A 17,502-nucleotide genomic window follows, 5' to 3' on the forward strand; every position below is an offset into this window, starting at 1 on the left:
GCTTACGCTTCCTTCGTCGCAGCGGCAACCACGGCGCGGCCGCGGTACTCGCCGCACTTGGGGCAGGCGTGGTGCGGCAACTTGCGCTCGCCACAGTTGGGGCAGTTACCCGAGTTGGGAGCGGTGAGGAAGTCATGCGAGCGGCGCTTGGCGGTCCGCTGCTTGGAATGGCGACGCTTGGGATTCGGCATCGTATTACCTTTCAGAAACGCTAAAAATCAGCACAATCGCTCCCGTTCACGCTCATATCATCCGCGTGTTCGGAAGCTCAGTGCTTCAAACCTTGGTCGGCTTCCCACGCTTGGTAGCTGCGTGTCGAGTTACTTGCTTTCGGACTTGCTTGCCGCACCGAATCCCTGAAGCGCAGCCCAACGCGTATCGACTTCCGTCTCGACGCAGTTACAGGCTGTTTCATTCAGGTTTCCGCCACACCGCGCGCAAATACCCTTGCAATCGTCCCGGCAGAGTGAGCGATCGGGCAGGGAAAGCAACACCTGCTCGCGCACCACGTCTTCCAGGAGAAGGCCGTTCTGTTCATAATACCCGATTTCCGTCTCAGCTTCACTGATGGCGCGCTCGCCGGCTTCCGCATCGACGCCAGAGGGCCGGAAGATCAGGTCAAAGTTCTGGTCGGCGTGGTACGCAATGGGATCCAGGCAGCGGGCGCACAGCAGTTCGAAATCGCCGATGAAGGCTGCCCGCACGCGAATGTCTTCGACGATGTCCTTCGGCCCGCGGTTCTCTTCAATGCGGTCGGCCTCGCCCTTAACGGTCAGGGGACCGATTTGGCGAACGTCCGGAGCGTAGTCGATGGTGCCGGGCTGGATCGTCTCAGCAAGAGGCAGAGGGTCGGGGATAAGGTCGGCAGGGGTAATGCGCATAGCACCTCCATTATCGCAGCTTGTACAGGTGGGGCGTTCGACTGACCCCGTTGCGGGATTGCAAGTTGAAGGGGCCTGCAGCTCAATCTACGGAATTCTATAGATCGACATGTACCAAATCTGGGATATTCCGTGTTCGCGCCGCCCGAAACGCTGAATTACCGGCATAAAACGAAGCTTGTAACTTTGGCACGACACCTGCTCTAAAGGATTGCGGGAAGAGCGTGCGGATAGGTGCTGCTGACACGATCAGCTGTTCCAATGTGCGAAGAACCAGCCCGGGGAGTTGCAGATCGCGCCAGATTTGGGCCACAGCCTGAACTGAGCAGCGGCGGACTTCACCGGAGGGCACCAAAATTTTAGGAGGCCGTGACAGGCCATTCGAATCAGGACAGGAACGGCCACCCGCAGAGGTGGCCGTTTCGCCGTTCTGGAAGTACTCCCTGCCTCACTCTCTGTGCAAAACTGGTGCTTGACCATTCCGGGGACCTGGAGTAGCATCAGCATTGCCTGACGAAGACGCTGATGCACGGTTCGCAACAGTAGCGCGAACAACCGCTCGCTAAACGGTGGCTCAAACGAGCCTGCAGGCCGAACGACATCGACACAGAAAGTTGATTCCTTCCGATCTGGGCTTGGTCATGCCCGGCGCGAAGGCAAAGAGGATCGAGGCGCAGAGGATCGCACCCGGCTCGCAGCCAAAACTCTGCAGCCCCCTTTCCAAAGCGACCATCGTCTGCAAGCCCGTAGTGATCACGCTGCCCCGCGGCAAACGCCTGCCCGGCAGCACGCTGCACCAAGAGATTGCCCGCCCGGACGAAATGCCTTTGGCGTGCGCTCGTATTTCGAGTGAGAGCTTGAGTACCTCCCTTCTGAACGCATCCCGTGTCTGCCGGCCGTCCGCCGCCCGCCCTACCAGCGGTCGCTGACGTGACCAGAAACAGGCCTTCGCGCGTGTCTGCGCTGACGACCTGAAGAGAAGAAAGAAGAAGCATGAACGCAGAGCAGAACCTTCCTGAGTCGCACGTCTCCGTTGCGCCTCCGCCGCCTCCCTCGCACGACTCTGAGGAAGGCGCCTCCAACGGATCACAGACAGCAGCACCGGGAAAGAGCCGCCGCCGCCGTCGCAAGCGTAAGAACCGCCCCGGCGAGGCTGGAGCAGCTCCCCAGATCAACGCGGGCGCAGAGGGCGGCGAAGCCGCAGCTCCGGCTGCTGCCGCTGAGGGCAGTGCGCCGCCGCAGCAGTCCAACGGGCAGCCGCAGCAGCGCTCGCGCCAGCAGAATGCCAACAACCAGCAGGGTCAGGGCCAGGCACAGGGTCCGGGCAAGCGCTGGAAGAAGAAGAAGTTTGGCGGCCGAGCCGGTGGTGGGGATGGTCAGCCGCGGCCCGAACCGGGTAACAGCGTTCAGGGCAGCACCGGCTCCATGGGCGCACGCGGCCGCAATCGCAAGCAGCAGAGCCGCGGTCCTCGCGCCTTTGTCGGTCCCATGGATCACAGCTATCGCGAAGCCAATGGCAATTATGCCGATGTGCCCGCAAGCACGATCGAGCTGCATGGCAATGGCGGTCGCCGCCCGAGCAATCACCGCAATAACAATCACGGCAATGAGGACCGCATGCCGCCAGAATTGCTGACGAATTTCCGCGCCGTCGCCATTCCGGAAGGTGCTCCGACGCACATCTACTTCTTCATTGAAGACCTGTTCTTCACGGCGAAGATCCAGGAGGCCGCGCGCCAGCAGGGCGTGAAGGTCGCCTTCATGAAGCCGGACAAGGACATCGTTGCGCACCTGGCGGAGCTGCACGATCACGAGCATCCTTCGTTGATTGTGTTTGATCTGAACAATGTTGCCGCGAAGCCGCTGACGCTGATTCCGAAGCTGAAGAGCAAGCTCAAGAAGGGCACCTCCATCGTGGGCTTCCTGTCGCATCTGCAGGGTGACCTGAAGGCGAAGGCCGTCGAAGCAGGTTGCGACTCCGTGATGCCGCGTGCGGCCTTCTCGCAGAATCTGCCAAACCTTCTACGCCGTTACGGTGCAGAAGACGAGCACGAGCCGAACTACAACCAGTAAGTCTGACGTATCCAAGTGAGGGCACCCATTGCGGGTGCCCTCACTCATTTCCGAGATAGAAAACCTCATGGCAATTAGTCCCGAACGTAAGTTCACGCCTGTTCGCATCGCCGCGCTTACCGTAAGTGATACGCGCACGGCTGCGACCGACCGCTCTGGCGATGTGCTGGTGCAGCGCATTGCAGAAGCGGGCCATACGCTCGCGGCGCGCGAGCTCCTGCGTGACGATGCCGATGCGATCGAAAGCCTTCTGCAGCGCTGGATTGCGGACGCTTCCATTGACGTCGTGATCAGCACCGGCGGTACAGGAATCACCGGCCGTGACGTGACGCCTGAGGCCTTTCATCGCGTGCTCGAAAAGCAGATCGAGGGATTTTCCGAGCTCTTCCGGATGATCTCGTTCCAAAAGATCGGACCGAGCGCGATTTTATCGCGCGCTGTGGCGGGTGTGGCTGCGGGGACATACTTATTCGCCCTACCCGGTTCGCCCGGTGCCGTGGTCGACGCGTGGGACGAGTTGCTTTTGCCGCTGCTCGACAGCCGCAATACGCCGTGTAATCTGGTCGACCTGATGCCGCGCCTGCGGGAACGGTAGGAGGAAACGATGCCAACGAAGATCATCGACACGACCAACGCCGAGCACTATAAGTGGGGCGGCCCTTCCGGTACCGATTGCGATGGCTGGCACCTGGTGAAGACCGAGCACCTAAGCGTCATCGAGGAGCTGATGCCGCCGGGCACGAAGGAAGAGCGGCACGCCCACGCGAAGTCGCGGCAGTTTTTCTTTGTGCTGGAAGGTGAGTTGACCCTTGAGGTGGAGCGCCACGACTTCGTGATCGCTGCGGGGAAGGGTGTTGAGGTGCATCCGGGGCAGGCGCACCAGGCGCTGAACCGCAGCGGAGCGCCAGTTCGAATGGTCGTCACCAGCCAGCCGCCGAGCCATGGCGACCGCACAGCTGCCTAGTGTTCTTACAGTGGACGGGTTTCCAGCCTGATTGATTGTTACCCTTGCAGTGAGCCGTGTCCGATAACTTTGCACAGACCGTAAAGCAGGCCACCGACATCGTGAAGGTGATTGGCGAGTACGTGCGTCTACGCAAGAGCGGCGCGCAGAACTTCAGTGGCCTGTGTCCGTTTCACCAGGAGAAGTCGCCTTCTTTCAGTGTGAACGTACAGCACAGCTACTTCTACTGTTTCGGTTGTCATGCGAAAGGCGATGTCTTCACCTTCGTGCAGAAGATCGAAAATATCAGCTTTCCCGAGGCGGTTCGCGCAGTGGCGCAGAAGAGCGGTATCCCACTGCCGAAGCGTGAGTGGAACTCGCCGGAAGAGGCTGCGCAGGCCGGTTTGCGGCGCCAGTTAATCGACATCCACGAGGCGGCGACGCAGTATTTTCAGCAGGCATTGCAATCACCAGAAGCGGCGCGCGCGCGTGAGTACATCAGCAGCCGCGCATTGACGCCGGAGACGATTGCGCAGTTTCGCATTGGTTACGCGCCGGACGACTTCAACCACATGCGCGATGCGATGGGGAAGCACTTCAACGACGAGACCATGCGCGCCAGCGGCCTGTTCAGCAGCAAGGAGCAGAACGACGAGGGCAGGCCTACGGGCAACATGTACGCCCGTTTCCGCAAGCGTATTACGTTCCCCATCTGCAATGAAGCGGGCAAGACCATCGCCTTCACGGCGCGCGCGTTGGACAGTGACGAGAAGAGCGGGCCGAAGTACATGAACTCGCCCGAGACGCCGCTGTATACGAAGGGCCAGGTGCTCTTCAATCTCGACAAGGCGAAGGCCGCGATCCGCACGCAGGATTATGCGCTGCTGGTGGAAGGTCAGATGGACTGCATCCGCGTCTTCACCTCGGGTATTCAGCCGGTCATCGCGACGAGCGGCACTGCATTTACAGAACACCAGGTGCGACTGCTGGGCCGCTTCACCAAGCGTGTCGTCGTCAACTTCGATCCGGATACGGCGGGAGCAAATGCCGCGGAAAAGTCGTTAGCGTTGCTGACCGAAGCGGAGTTCGAAGTTCGTATCGTCACGCTTGAGGGAGGCCTTGACCCGGATCGCTTTGTAAAGGAGATGGGCATCGTTGCCTACGCCGAAGCGCTGAAGACTGCGAAGCCGCTGGCGGAGTACCTGATCGATCGCGCGCGCGCCCTGTTCCCGCAGCGCACGGCCGAGGCGAAGGTGAAGGCAGTGAACTTTCTGCTGCCGCATATTCGTCGCCTGCCATCGGCCATTCAGCGGACGCAGTTTGTGGATGATGCCGCACAAAAGCTCGGCATCGACTCATCACTGATGCGGCAGGAGCTGCAGCACGCGGCGACGCATCGGCTTGAGAGTGTGCGCAGTACGTCCGCCCAGGCAATGCATGAGACGGAGCGCATCCTGCTGCGGGCGCTGGTTTTGCCGGAGACGGATAAGGCGCGGCAACGTGCGGCGGCAGAGGTCAACGCTCATCCCGAGTGGCTGGAGGGTATGGCGGTGGCCGACTTGATTGAGGCGCTCGCCGCGAATCCGGTGGGTGACAATCCTCTGGACGTGGCGCCGGATGATCGTAGTCGCGAGGTGCTGGCCCGTCTGCTGAGCGAGGACCAGATCAGCGACCCAACGATGATGCTGGTTGAAGTGGGCAACGTGCTGCATACGCTGGAACGCCGACGCCTCGAGCGACGGCAGCGCGAGATCCGGTCGATGCTGGCAGAGGCAGAGCGCCGCAGCGATCAGAGCATGATCGAAAAACTACAGTCGGAGTCGGTGCAGATCAATCGCGCGCTGCGCACGGTTTAGATTCGCCAACGCTGCGCTATGCTCTCCCTATCCTTACCTAGGAGAGCCCTGTGCCGATGACCCGCCGTATGCTTGCCAGCTCTGCAGCCGCTATTGGTGCTGCCGCCTTCACGCCGTTTGCCCGCGCCGCTGCAACCGTGCGCAAGAAGGTACTTGCGGCTAACCCGAATGCGACGCCCAAGCCGCCGTATTCACCTGCCGTGGCGTATGGAAATCTTGTCTTCGTGTCCGGTAAAGCGAGCTATGGGGCACCAGACCCGAAGGACATTCGCGCCTGCACGAAGTACGCGCTGGAAGAGGTTGCGAAGGAACTGAAGAACGCGGGCTCATCCATGGAGAACGTGCTGAAGGTGCAGGTGTTCCTGCGCAACATTGAGGACTATGCCGCGATGAATGAAGTCTTTGCCGCGACCTTCGTGAAAGAACCGCCGGCGCGCACGACCATCGCCGCAATCATTCCGCGCGAGAGCCTGGTCGAGATCGACGTCGTCGCCTACATCTAGTCGGCATGAAGGGCCGTGCGTTGGACGTGCAGCCCTGCGAGCGAGAGAATCGAAGTATGTCGAACGAGAACAGCCCGAAACGGGAGTACTTCAGCGCCACCAATCCATTTCCCAACGCCGCCGTCTACACGCCTGCCGTGGCCTTTGGCGACCTGGTCTTTCTTGCGGGTAAGACCTCGTGGAATGCACCGGATCCGACGGACATTCGCAGTTGCGCGCAGCACGTGCTGGACGGGATTGAGAAGGAACTGATCCACGCCGGATCCAGCATGGAACAGGTGCTGAAGGTGACGGTCTATCTGCGCGATATAGAAGACTGGGATGCTCTGAACGAAGTCTACGTCGGCCGCTTCGGTCCCAATCCGCCGGCTCGCACGACCATCGCTGCGGTTCTGCCGCGCGACAGCCGCGTCGGCATCGACGTTATCGCACACCGCTAGACCAGGACGGGACAGACAACACATGAGTGAGAGAACGCCTGAACTGTGGCTCATCCGCCACGGCGAAACCGAGTGGTCGAAGAGCGGCCAGCACACCAGCTTCACGGATCTTCCTTTGACACCCTTTGGGGTAGAGCAGGCGAAGCGTCTGCAGCCTGTTTTGGCGAAGGTCGACTTCGACCTTGTCTTGACCAGCCCGCGCCAGCGCGCCATGGTGACCGCGGAGCTTGCGGGGATTCACCATCGTGCGGAGGTCGACGAGGATCTGCAGGAGTGGAACTATGGCATCCACGAAGGCGTTACCACGGCGCAGGTGCATGAGACCGATCCCACGTGGAATGTTTGGCGCAGTGAGAACCCGGGCGGCGAGTGGCTGGCGCAGGTTGAGAGTCGCACCGAGCGTGTCATCGAGCGCTGCATGGATAACGGCGGTCGCTGCGCGCTGATTGCACATGCGCATGTTTTTCGCGTGCTGGCCGGCATGTTCCTGGTGAAGGAAGGTATCTTCGGCGAGCACCTGATGCTGTCGACCGCGAGCATCAGCGTGTTGGGTATCGATCGCGGCGTGCGTGTCATCAAGCGATGGAACGAGATGCCGCCGGAGTAGCGCTTTCGTTCGCAGTTGCTTTCGGAGGGGCATGGCTTTAGCCGTGCCATATCCGTCGCGGGGAAGATTCGGCTTTAGCCGCTGGAGCGAAATCCCTCAGGGGCTAAAGCCCATCTCCTCTTCGCGGTTGATAGCAGGGCTGAAGCCCTGCTCCTCCGAAAGCAAAAGCCGTTTGCTCTGCGGAGACTCCTGAGCTGATGGTGGCGATTCATCTCTACTGGTGAGAGTTGACCTCTGTTCGTGAGAGTTGACCTCTGTTCTTGACGCTTGACCTCTGTTCGTGAGAGTTGACCTCTGCTCTTCACGCTTGACCTCTGCTCATGACGCTTGATCTCTGTTGTGACGCTTGACCTCTGTGCTCGGGGCGGCGGTTATTCTGAACGCATGGAATCTGGTCTGCACGTCCCCGTTAAACGTCTTCACCCGGAAGCAAAGCTGCCCAAGTATGCACACACAGGGCCCTTCGGGGATCTGGCCGCAGACCTGTACAGTGTTGCCGGTGCGTATATTGAGCCGCACAAGACAGCGCTCGTGCCTACCGGCATTGCGATGGCATTCCCTGCGGAGTATGGCGCGCTGATCGAAGACCGCAGCGGTCTCGCGGTGAAGGGCATCACAACGCTCGCGGGCGTCATCGATCCCGGATACCGCGGTGAGATCAAGGTGGTCCTCATCAACATCACGGACGCGCCCATCGCGCTGAACGCGGGGGATCGGATCGCGCAACTGCGCATGGTGCGCAAGATTGAGGCGACGTTTGTAGAGGTCGAAGACCTGGATGATACGCACCGCGGCGACGGCGGCTTTGGTTCGACTGGTTCCTGATTACTTCGCTGCACCGTGGCCGTAACTCACCACGCGCGTAAGCTGCCAGCCGTCGTTCGTCTTGCGCCAGATCATCAGGAATCGCGCCTCTCCAAGCGGCTCGGAATCGTCATGCCCGGGATGACGAAAGCGATGGACGCCAACCTCCATGGCTCCGTAATCCTTGATCGGAAAGATCTCCAGCGTTCCTGGAACCAGGTCCCGCTGCACCTTGCCGCAGATGTTTTTCTGCGTGTTCTCGAGGAAGAGCTTGCGGCCCACAGCGAGGCCACCCTGGTCGTGGAAAAACTCAAGGTCATCGGCAACGAGGCTGCCCATAGCGGCGACATCGCAATGGTTATAAGCGTCGAAGAGTGACTTGTCGAGGGCCGAGACCGTCTGGGTGAGGTTCTGCGCTGGTGACGGCGTTATCTTTGCCTGGCCGTTGCACACTGCCGTGAAAAGACAGGCAGTAAGTGGAGCGGCGATGGCGTGGTGAAGGCGCATGTTGGTCTCTTCTTCCTTCGTGAGGGTGCTGTATCGTACGGCTGTGAGCACGGGTTAGTTCCGTGAAGCGCGATTTACCGAGGAGTGATGATGAAGCTCACCGATTTCCGCACGCTTGGCCGCTCGGGCTTGATTGTTTCGCCGCTATGCCTGGGCACCATGACGATGGGCACACCGCGCTGGGGCTCGGCCGACGATGTGTCGGAGGCGATCTTTAACGCGTACATCGACGCGGGCGGCAATTTCATTGACACTGCCGATGCCTACGCCGTTGGCCGCAGCGAAGAGTTACTGGCGGAATACATTGCTAAGCGCAGCCTGCGCGACAAAGTGGTACTGGCGACCAAGTTCACCATGTCCGCGGGCGATCAGGCGGGCAATCCCAACGGCAGCGCGAATGGCCGCAAGAATCTGTATCGCGCTCTGGACGCGTCTCTGCGCCGCCTGAAGACGGACTACATCGATTTATACTGGATGCATGCGTGGGACACGGTCACGCCTGCGGAAGAGGTGCTGCAGTCGCTGGGCGACCTGGTGCGCGCGGGCAAGATTCGCTACTTCGGTTTCAGCGATGTGCCTGCCTGGTATGCGGCGAAGGTCGCGACGCTGGCGCAGACGCACAACGTGCCGGGACCGATTGCGCTGCAGCTGGAGTATTCGTTAACCGAACGAACCATTGAGCGGGAGCACGTGGATTGCGCGCGCGAGTTTGGGATGGGCATTACGCCCTGGAGCCCGCTGGCGAGCGGTTTCCTGGCCGGCAAATACAAGCGCGAAGACGATGGCAAGGGCAGCGGCGAAGGCCGGCTGGCGGTGCTGGCGGGTGGTAACAATCCTGCCTTTCACAAGTACACCGAGCGCAACTGGAAGACACTCGACGCCCTGCGCGAAGTAGCCGCTGAGGCGGGCAAGCCGATGGCGCAGGTAGCGCTGGCGTGGGCCTCCGCGCGGCCGGGCGTGACGTCGTTGATCCTGGGCGCGACGAAGGTGGAGCAGCTGCAGGACAATATCGCCTCGCTTTCCGTGACGCTCACAGCCGAACAGCTGGCGAAACTGAATGAAGTAGGCGCGCCGGAGCTGGTGCATCCGTACATGTTCTTCACGGGCATGCTGCGGCGCGAGCGCGTCTTTGGCGGCACCGACGTGACCGGCTGGCGCTAGCCTGCGGGAGCGACAGGGAAGCGCTCGGACGATGTGCGCATGGAGCCGGCTTCCAAGTAGATTTGCTTGATGTCGGGATAGCGCTTTTGGATGATGGTCTCGATGCGGCAGACCGCCGTGTACATGGCGCTCCCTTCGAGTCCGTCGCGAAACTGGACGTTCATGGTGAGCAGAGCGTTGTGTGGGCCGAAGTACATTGTTAGCGGCAGACCCACGTCCGTTACATCCGCGTCGGCTTTGGCGATGGCACGGATATCCCGCAGCGTGGCGCGGTCGGCGCCCTCGCCCACGATGAGTGCCTTGCATTCGACGATCAGCAGGATGGCCACCGTCACCAGCAGCGCGCCGATGACCATGGAGGCGATGCCGTCCGCGCGATGCCAGCCGAAGCTGTTACTGAGCCACACGCCAAGGAACGCCGCCACCAGGCCGAGCGTTGCTGCCGCATCCTCAAAGATGACGGTAAAGCTGCTTGGGTCTTTGCTGGCGTGGATGGCCGCGATCAGGCCGGTGCCCGGGTGGGACTGCTTGAATTCGCGCACGCTGACGATGAGCGCATAGCCTTCAAACAAGAAGGCAAAGCCGAGAATGGCGTAATTCCAGACCGGACTGGACGACGGCGCGGGATGCCGGGCGTGCTCGAAGCCCTCCCAGAGCGAAACGCCGCCGCCCAGCACAAATACCAGGACGGCAACGATCAACGACCAGAAGTACAGCTCCTTGCCATAGCCGAAGGGGTGGGTCTCGTCCGCAGGTTTGGTGCTCTGTTTCAGGCCCACGAGCAGCAGCGCGCCGTTGCCGCAGTCGACCGCGGAGTGGATCGCCTCGGAGAGCATGGCGGCCGAGCCGGTAAAGGCGAAACCGACCATTTTCGCGATCGCGATGGCGACATTTGCAGCGATGGCGGCGTAGATGCTCTTGTGGGACGAGGACATTCCCTGTCCGATGCGGTCGCCGGCCGATGGGCTGCAGGCGGTTGTGGACCGGTTTTCGACCGGGCCGGTGCGACGGCCATGCGACACTAGAAGCGTGAGCCAGCCCACAGCCATCCCAAAAGAGGCAGAGGTCGCGACCTCATCCGCCGCAATCTCTCACGACGTGCCGAAGCCCTGCAACGTCACGCCTGCACTGCTCAAGACGCATAACATCACGGACGAGGAATACGCCAAAATTCTCGCAACGATGGGCCGTACGCCGTCGTTGACCGAGCTGGGTATCTACTCCGTCATGTGGAGCGAGCACTGCAGCTACAAGAGCAGCCGCGTGCACCTGAAGCGCTTGCCCACGAAGGGCACACGCCTGAGCGGCCCCGGCGCCGTCATGCAGGGTCCCGGTGAGAACGCCGGCATCATCGACGTGGGGGATGGCTGGGCCTGCGCCTTCAAGATCGAATCGCACAATCATCCGTCGTACATTGAGCCCTACCAGGGCGCGGCGACCGGCGTTGGCGGCATTCTGCGCGACATCTTCACCATGGGCGCACGTCCCATGGCGGTGATGGATTCGCTGCGCTTCGGCCCGCTTGGCCTGACCGCCGCGGAAGGCATGCCGGATCTGGACGATGACACTCTTTCTTCTGAATCCATTGACTACGAGAAGAACCGAAGCGTGATGGAAGGCGTCGTCCACGGCGTCGCTGGGTACGGCAACTGCTTCGGCGTGCCAAATGTTGGCGGCGAGACGCGTTTTGAAGCCTGCTACAGCGGCAATCCGCTGCTGAACGCCTTTGCGCTGGGCCTTGTGCGGCACGACGAAATCTTCTACGCCAAGGCGACCGGCGTTGGGAATCCGGTGATCTACGTCGGCGCAAAGACCGGCCGTGACGGTATCCACGGCGCGACGATGGCCTCCGAGGAGTTCACCGAAGGTTCCGAACAGAAGCGTCCCAACGTCCAGATGGGCGATCCGTTCCTTGAAAAGTTGCTGTTGGAAGCCTGCCTGGAAGCGATGAGGACGGGCGCGGTCAGTGGCATCCAGGATATGGGCGCGGCAGGCCTGACCTGCTCTACCTGCGAGATGGGTGGACGCGGTGGCGTTGGCCTCGAGATCGAACTCGACAAGGTGCCGCAGCGCGACAGCGGCATGACCAGCTACGAAATCATGCTGAGCGAATCGCAGGAGCGCATGCTTCTCGTTGCGCACGCGGGCCGCGAGCAAGAGATCCTCGACGTCTTCGACAAGTGGGGACTCGACTCCGCCGTCATCGGTACGGTCATTCCTGAGAACCGCATGAAGGTTCGCCAGGGTGGTGAACTGGTTGCGGATTTGAGCAACGAATCGCTGACGGATGATGCGCCGGTTTATCACCGCCCCGTCGGTACGTGGAAGTCGCCGGTTCCGCTCGATCCGCCCGCAGCGGTGCTCGAGGAACTCAAGAAGAAGCGCGACTTCACCGCGGATCTGAAGACACTGCTGGCCTCTGCGAACATCTGCGACAAGCGCCACATCTTTGAGCAGTACGACAGCATGGTGCAGACCAACACGGTGCAGGGCCCTGGCTCTGAGGCCGGCGTGATCCGCATCAAGGGCACGGGCGCTGACGGTAAAACGGAGCGCGGCCTCGCGATGGCGCTGGCCGGCAACGGTCGCTGGTGCTACCTGGAACCGAAGCTGGGTGCGATGCACGCGGTTGCGGAAGCGGCCCGTAAGGTCGCCTGCACCGGTGCAACACCGGTCTCCGCGACGAACTGCCTGAACTTCGGCAACCCCATGAAGCCGGAGATCATGGCGCAGCTGTCGAACGCCATTGACGGCATCAGCGATGCCTGCACCGCACTGGGCACGCCCATCACTGGCGGCAACGTCTCGCTCTACAACGAGACGAAGGGCGAAGGTATCTATCCGACGCCGGTTATCGGCATCGTCGGCATCCTCGACGACGCCAGCAAGGCCGTGCCGAACGCCTTCCAGAAGGTTGGCGACACCGTGGTCTTCCTCTCCGCATTCCGTGGAGCAGGGCGCCAGTGGCAGCAGGATTTTGGTTCGTCCGCATACGCCCAGGCTGTTCTCGGCGAGTTCTGGGGTGCACCGCCGGTGCTTGATCTGAACGAAGAGGCCGCTCTGCATAAGGCTCTGATCGCCCTGGCCGATAAGCGACTGCTGCGCAGCGCTGCGGACCTCTCCGATGGTGGCTGTATCACGGCATTCGCTCGCGGAGCATTCCCGAAGAGCCTTGGCGTGCGCGTCGAGATGAAGGTTGGCGGCGAGCCGGGCATGTACATTGAGCGGCTCTTCAGCGAGATCGGTTCGTCGGTTATCGCAACCCTCGACCCCGCGAAGCTGGAAGAGGCGCGCGGTGTCATCGCCGGTATTCCGGGCGTCTTCCTCGCGCCACTTGGCGAAGTCATCGCAGATCGCGTGGAGATTGTGCTCGATGGTGAATCCGTCATCAGCGCCAGCACATCGGAACTTCGAGCATCCTGGTCGGGCGCGTTAGAAGAACAACTTGCCGCCGAGGTGGTGCTCGCATGATCGACGAATTGGAGCTGAGAACCCTGCAAGCCACGGAAGCAATCGAGATCGAAGACAACGAAGCCGACGACCACTTCGACAAGCTGCGCGAAGAGTGCGGCGTGATGGCGATCTATAACCATCCCGACGCAGCACGCCTCACCTATTGGGGTCTGTATTCGTTACAGCATCGCGGACAGGAATCTGGCGGCATTGCCGCTGCCGATGGCGAAGACATTCATGACCTGAAGGGCATGGGCCTGGTCAGTGAAATCTTCACGGATCCGGTCCTCGCCAAGCTGCCGGGTAATCTCGCGATTGGCCATACGCGCTACTCCACTACCGGAGATTCCGCGCTGCTGAATGCGCAGCCCATCAAGGTGGAATCGACAAAGGGCCTCATCGCCATTGCGCACAACGGCAACCTGGTGAACCTTGGCACAGCACGCGAACGACTTGAACGCGATGGTGCCATCTTCCAGACCACCAGCGACACCGAGATCATCGTGCAGCTTATCGCGCACTCGAAAGAGACGACGCTGGTTGACTGCATCGCCGACTCGCTTGGCCAAGTCGATGGTGCGTTCTCCATCGTCATGATGACGCGCAATCGTATCTTCGCGGCGCGCGATCCACACGGGTTCCGTCCGCTGTCCATGGGCCGTATCCCCGGCGTCGATGGCATGCCTGACACCTTCGTTTTCGCGTCTGAGACATGTGCCTTCGATCTGCTGCACGCGAAGTACGAGCGCGATGTAGAGCCCGGCGAACTTGTCATGGTCAGCGAAGATGGTGTGACCTCGCGCTACTTCAATCGCGACACGAAGCAGGCAAGCTGCATCTTCGAACATGTGTACTTCGCACGTCCCGACTCCCGTATTTACGGCCGCTGGGTGCAGAAGAGCCGCGATGAGATGGGCCGTACGCTCGCCCGCGAATCCGGTGTTCCCGCCGATGTGATCGTGCCTGTGCCGGACAGCGGCGTGACTGCTGCTATCGGCTACGCGAGCGAGAGCGGCATCCCGTTCAACTTCGGCCTTATACGCAATCACTACGTGGGCCGTACCTTCATCCAACCGGAGCAGCGTGTACGCGATTTTGGCGTGCGTATGAAGCTGAACCCGGTGCGCGCATTGCTTGAGGGCAAGCGCGTCATCCTGATTGACGACTCGATCATCCGTGGCACTACCTCACGCAAGATCGTGCGCATGGTGCGTGCGGCTGGCGCGAAGGAAGTGCACATGCGCATCTCCTGTCCGCCGACCATCTCACCCTGCTTCTATGGTGTGGATACGCCAAGCACACGTGACCTGATCGCGGCGAATAATTCCGTCGAACAAATTCGCCAGTTCATTGAAGCAGACTCGTTGGCCTATCTATCGTTGGACGGCGTAGTGCATAGCTGCACCACCGGCGATGACAAGCCCGTCGGCTACTGCACGGCCTGCTACACCGGCAACTACCCGACGCAGTGGGTGGACGTGGAAGAGATTCTGCCGGCGACTGCGAACGTCTAGATGCGTAAGCCTCTGCTCGCACTTGCGATCGCAGCCTTCGGCATTGGCACCACCGAGTTCATCATCATGGGCCTGCTGCCGGACCTGGCGCGGGACTTTGCCGTCAGCATTCCGAAGGCAGGTACGCTCGTCAGCGCCTATGCGCTGGCCGTAACTGTCGGGTCGCCGCTGGTGGTGCTTGCGCTGGCGAAGGTTGATCGCAAGCGCGCACTCATCTTGCTGATGAGTATCTTCATCCTGGGCAATGCTGCCTGCGCGCTCGCGCCTAACTTCCATCTTCTGTTACTCGCGCGCATCTGCACGGCACTGTCGCATGGATCCTTCTTCGGCATCGGCAGCATCGTTGCCGCGAATGTGGTGCCACGCGAGCAGCGAGCACGCGCAGTTGCCATCATGTTCAGTGGTCTGACACTGGCCAATGTACTTGGCGTACCCGCCGGCACCGCGCTGGGCCAGGCCTTCGGTTGGCGAGCAGCCTTCTGGGCCATCGTTCCCATCGGCATCCTCGCAGGGGCAGGTGTGTGGGCGCTTGTCCCGCACCAGCATTCTGAGCCGGTGCACCTGAAGCACGAACTCAAGTCGGTGATGCGGCGTGGAGTCTTGACCACGTTGCTCATCAGCACCATGTCCTCTGCCGCCATGTTCTGCGTGCTCACCTACATCACGCCCATCCTGGAAATCGTCACGCACATCACGCCGCACGGCGTCACCGGTGTGCTCGTCCTCTTCGGCGTTGCGATCACCGTTGGCAATCTGCTCGGCGGTATTATGGCGGATTCGCAGGGCTTCCGCGCCGTCGCTATCGGCTTCGTTGCTCTCACGGTGCTCTTCGCGCTGATGCCCATTGCAGAACTGCACGTCCTTGCCATGCTCCTCGTCATCGCGCTGTGGGGCATGCTGCACTTCGCCGTCGGAGCGCCGCTCCAAACGCGCGTGGTCGATCAGGCGCGTGGGGCGCAGAACCTCGCTTCCACACTGAACCAGGGCGCCTTTAATCTCGGCAACGCTCTCGGAGCAGCGCTGGGAGCACTGGTGCTCACGCATGGCTTCGGCTACCGAGCCCTATCGCTCGCGAGCGCCGTCGTTGCCGCACTCACGGCGGGACTCACCGTGCTCGCCATCGTGTGGGAACGAGAGGACAAGAAGAAGAGCGACGATCATCTGCGCTTCTCCATGGGCCACTAGCTATCACTGCGTGCGAAGTCGATGAATGCCTTCGCGGTGTCCGTGTGCACGAGCGTCACATTCACGCGATCACCCACATCCAGCCCCGCGGCACCATGCACCAGCATGCCCTCGACTGGTGGTTGTAGTACCCGGACGAACGTCCCCTTCGGTCCAGCGCCGGTGACGATGGCCTTGTAGTGCTGGCCGATGCTGTGGCTCAGCGCCTGCGCCTGGGCCCGCTTCAGCATCGCTCGTTCTACCTTGCGTGCGGCCTTGTCGCGGTCGTTGCAGTGTTCGGCAATCGCGGTTAATTCATCGTCGCTGTACGGCGCCGGCGCATTCGCCAGCATGGCATGCACGATGCGCTGTGTGACCAGATCCGCGAAGCGCCGGTTCGGCGCAGTCGAGTGCGCGTAGTCCTGCGCGGCAAGTGCGAAGTGTCCCGGCGGATCGGGATCATCCCCGCGCGCCAGGACGTACTCACCCGCGCCCATCAGCTTGATGATGGCGAGCGCCAGATCGGGATAGTGATCGGGATCGTGCTCACGTTCGGAACACAGGAAATCATTAAGAGCCTTAGCATCCGGCTGCGCAGGCAAGGTGACCGGCATCGGCAGGTTCGAACTTGCTGCGTGGACAAGATCGGCGATGCGCTGCCAGCGCTCGGGATTCTTCACCACGCGCCGCAAGCCGCTGCGCTTCGCTGCTGAGAGCGCCGTCGCAACCGTCTCATTCGCGGCGATCATCAGGTCTTCGATCATGTCCATTGCGCGATTGTGCAACGTGCTGTCGAGCGACATGACCCTGCCATCGGCGACAACTGGCATCGCCTCGGCACGACGGAAGTCCAGAGCACCAGCTGCTCTGCGATGGATGCGCAGTCGCTGAGCGGCCTGATCCTGCAAGCGCAATTGATCCTGCAAGGCAGACGAGGCCGTCAACATCAGGTCTGCAGCATCCGCATCGCCGCTGAGCCAGGAGCCAACGCGGCTGTATGCGAACTGCGCACGGTTCTGCACCCGTGCTGCGAGGATGCGGCGATCGGTGATGCTGCCATCCGCGGCAACGACAAACTCTGCGACGAGCGCATCGCGATCCTCGTGCGGATTCAGGCTGGTCAGGCCGGTCGACAGCGCGAAGGGCAACATCGGGAAGTTACGCACGGCGGTGTAAACAGTCTGCGACTGCCGCTGCGCGAACTGGTCGATGGGCGAACCCTGCGCGACCGTTGCAGCAACGTCAGCGATGCCGACGCGGACGCGAATCGCGTCGGAGTCCGGAACACTTTCGGCCCATTCGACCTGATCCAGATCACGCGAGCTGTCATTGTCGATCGACGACCAAAGCAGCGTCCGCAGATCCGCGCGACCATCCGCGACTTCCTCGGCAGGCTTCGCGATGATCGCCGCGAGCTGCGCTGCGCAGCCTGCGACAGGCGACAGGTCGAAGCCATCCTGCTGCATCTCCTGTGCTGCGGATGCGGCGAAGTCGAAGTGGTCAGGAGACGTATGCGAAGGTGAGCTTTGAGCAGTCGTGGACACGATACGTTCGATGCACGCATCGCTGCCGTCGCGCTGCAGAATGTGATCTCTA

At 61.4% G+C, this 17,502-nt stretch carries 17 protein-coding genes; 12 read left to right on the forward strand and 5 right to left on the reverse strand.

The features are described from left to right. Positions 1–2: 2 nt before the first annotated feature. A complete protein-coding gene (rpmF, locus tag BLW03_RS12680; RefSeq protein WP_074654415.1) occupies positions 3–191 on the reverse strand; it encodes a 50S ribosomal protein L32 in 189 nt (62 codons plus the stop codon). Between the two features lie 129 nt (positions 192–320). Next, positions 321–881 carry a YceD family protein gene (locus BLW03_RS12685; protein ID WP_074654416.1) on the reverse strand — a complete coding sequence of 187 codons (561 nt, stop codon included), beginning with the start codon at positions 879–881 and terminating at the stop codon, positions 321–323. A 993-nt stretch (positions 882–1,874) separates the two neighbouring features. Here BLW03_RS12685 and BLW03_RS12695 point away from each other — a divergent pair. The 8 genes from BLW03_RS12695 (at position 1,875) to dut (ending at position 8,128) form a co-directional block, all read left to right on the forward strand. After that, positions 1,875–2,954: a response regulator gene (locus BLW03_RS12695; protein ID WP_074654418.1), complete on the forward strand. Its 1,080-nt coding sequence runs from the start codon at positions 1,875–1,877 to the stop codon at positions 2,952–2,954. Positions 2,955–3,021: 67 nt separating this feature from the next. Beyond that, a complete protein-coding gene (gene moaB, locus BLW03_RS12700) occupies positions 3,022–3,549 on the forward strand; it encodes a molybdenum cofactor biosynthesis protein B (RefSeq protein WP_074654419.1) in 528 nt (175 codons plus the stop codon). Positions 3,550–3,558: 9 nt separating this feature from the next. After that, positions 3,559–3,918, forward strand: coding sequence for a cupin domain-containing protein (locus tag BLW03_RS12705; RefSeq protein WP_074654420.1), 360 nt, complete (start codon positions 3,559–3,561; stop codon positions 3,916–3,918). A 56-nt stretch (positions 3,919–3,974) separates the two neighbouring features. After that, on the forward strand, positions 3,975–5,753 hold the full coding sequence (dnaG, locus tag BLW03_RS12710; protein WP_074654421.1) for a DNA primase: 1,779 nt from the start codon (positions 3,975–3,977) through the stop codon (positions 5,751–5,753). Positions 5,754–5,809: 56 nt separating this feature from the next. Continuing rightward, the gene (locus tag BLW03_RS12715; RefSeq protein ID WP_244502204.1) at positions 5,810–6,256 is read left to right on the forward strand and encodes a RidA family protein; all 447 of its coding nucleotides are present in this window, start codon (positions 5,810–5,812) and stop codon (positions 6,254–6,256) included. A 56-nt stretch (positions 6,257–6,312) separates the two neighbouring features. Next, positions 6,313–6,696 carry a RidA family protein gene (locus tag BLW03_RS12720; protein WP_074654423.1) on the forward strand — a complete coding sequence of 128 codons (384 nt, stop codon included), beginning with the start codon at positions 6,313–6,315 and terminating at the stop codon, positions 6,694–6,696. A 22-nt stretch (positions 6,697–6,718) separates the two neighbouring features. After that, positions 6,719–7,303, forward strand: coding sequence for a histidine phosphatase family protein (locus tag BLW03_RS12725; RefSeq protein ID WP_074654424.1), 585 nt, complete (start codon positions 6,719–6,721; stop codon positions 7,301–7,303). Positions 7,304–7,687: 384 nt separating this feature from the next. Continuing rightward, on the forward strand, positions 7,688–8,128 hold the full coding sequence (gene dut, locus BLW03_RS12730; RefSeq protein ID WP_074654425.1) for a dUTP diphosphatase: 441 nt from the start codon (positions 7,688–7,690) through the stop codon (positions 8,126–8,128). Here the strand turns inward: dut and BLW03_RS12735 are convergent, their stop codons facing one another. After that, positions 8,129–8,665, reverse strand: a complete 537-nt coding sequence (locus tag BLW03_RS12735; RefSeq protein ID WP_244502068.1) for a nuclear transport factor 2 family protein — start codon at positions 8,663–8,665, stop codon at positions 8,129–8,131. It lies immediately after the preceding gene. A gap of 36 nt (positions 8,666–8,701) precedes the next feature. Here BLW03_RS12735 and BLW03_RS12740 point away from each other — a divergent pair, with 36 nt between their 5' ends. Further along, complete coding sequence (locus BLW03_RS12740; RefSeq protein WP_244502069.1) at positions 8,702–9,775, forward strand: aldo/keto reductase; 1,074 nt, start codon at positions 8,702–8,704, stop codon at positions 9,773–9,775. Here the strand turns inward: BLW03_RS12740 and BLW03_RS12745 are convergent. Beyond that, a complete protein-coding gene (locus tag BLW03_RS12745) occupies positions 9,772–10,710 on the reverse strand; it encodes a cation diffusion facilitator family transporter (RefSeq protein WP_074655992.1) in 939 nt (312 codons plus the stop codon). The genes BLW03_RS12740 and BLW03_RS12745 overlap by 4 nt on opposite strands. A gap of 94 nt (positions 10,711–10,804) precedes the next feature. Between BLW03_RS12745 and purL the strand changes: the two genes are divergently transcribed. Genes purL through BLW03_RS12760 form a run of 3 tightly spaced genes read left to right on the forward strand, consistent with a single transcriptional unit; the run spans position 10,805 to position 15,927 of the window. After that, entirely contained in the window at positions 10,805–13,246 is a 2,442-nt protein-coding gene (gene purL / locus BLW03_RS12750; RefSeq protein ID WP_244502070.1) for a phosphoribosylformylglycinamidine synthase subunit PurL, read from the forward strand. After that, positions 13,243–14,742, forward strand: a complete 1,500-nt coding sequence (gene purF / locus BLW03_RS12755) for an amidophosphoribosyltransferase (protein WP_083350514.1) — start codon at positions 13,243–13,245, stop codon at positions 14,740–14,742. The genes purL and purF overlap by 4 nt, the downstream gene beginning before the upstream one ends. Then, entirely contained in the window at positions 14,743–15,927 is a 1,185-nt protein-coding gene (locus tag BLW03_RS12760; protein ID WP_074654426.1) for an MFS transporter, read from the forward strand. Here BLW03_RS12760 and BLW03_RS12765 read toward each other — a convergent pair. Next, complete coding sequence (locus tag BLW03_RS12765; protein ID WP_244502071.1) at positions 15,924–17,450, reverse strand: RNB domain-containing ribonuclease; 1,527 nt, start codon at positions 17,448–17,450, stop codon at positions 15,924–15,926. The two genes, BLW03_RS12760 and BLW03_RS12765, sit on opposite strands and share 4 nt — an antisense overlap. Positions 17,451–17,502: the final 52 nt, after the last annotated feature.

This window comes from Terriglobus roseus (genome assembly GCF_900105625.1).
Lineage (GTDB): Bacteria > Acidobacteriota > Terriglobia > Terriglobales > Acidobacteriaceae > Terriglobus > Terriglobus roseus_B.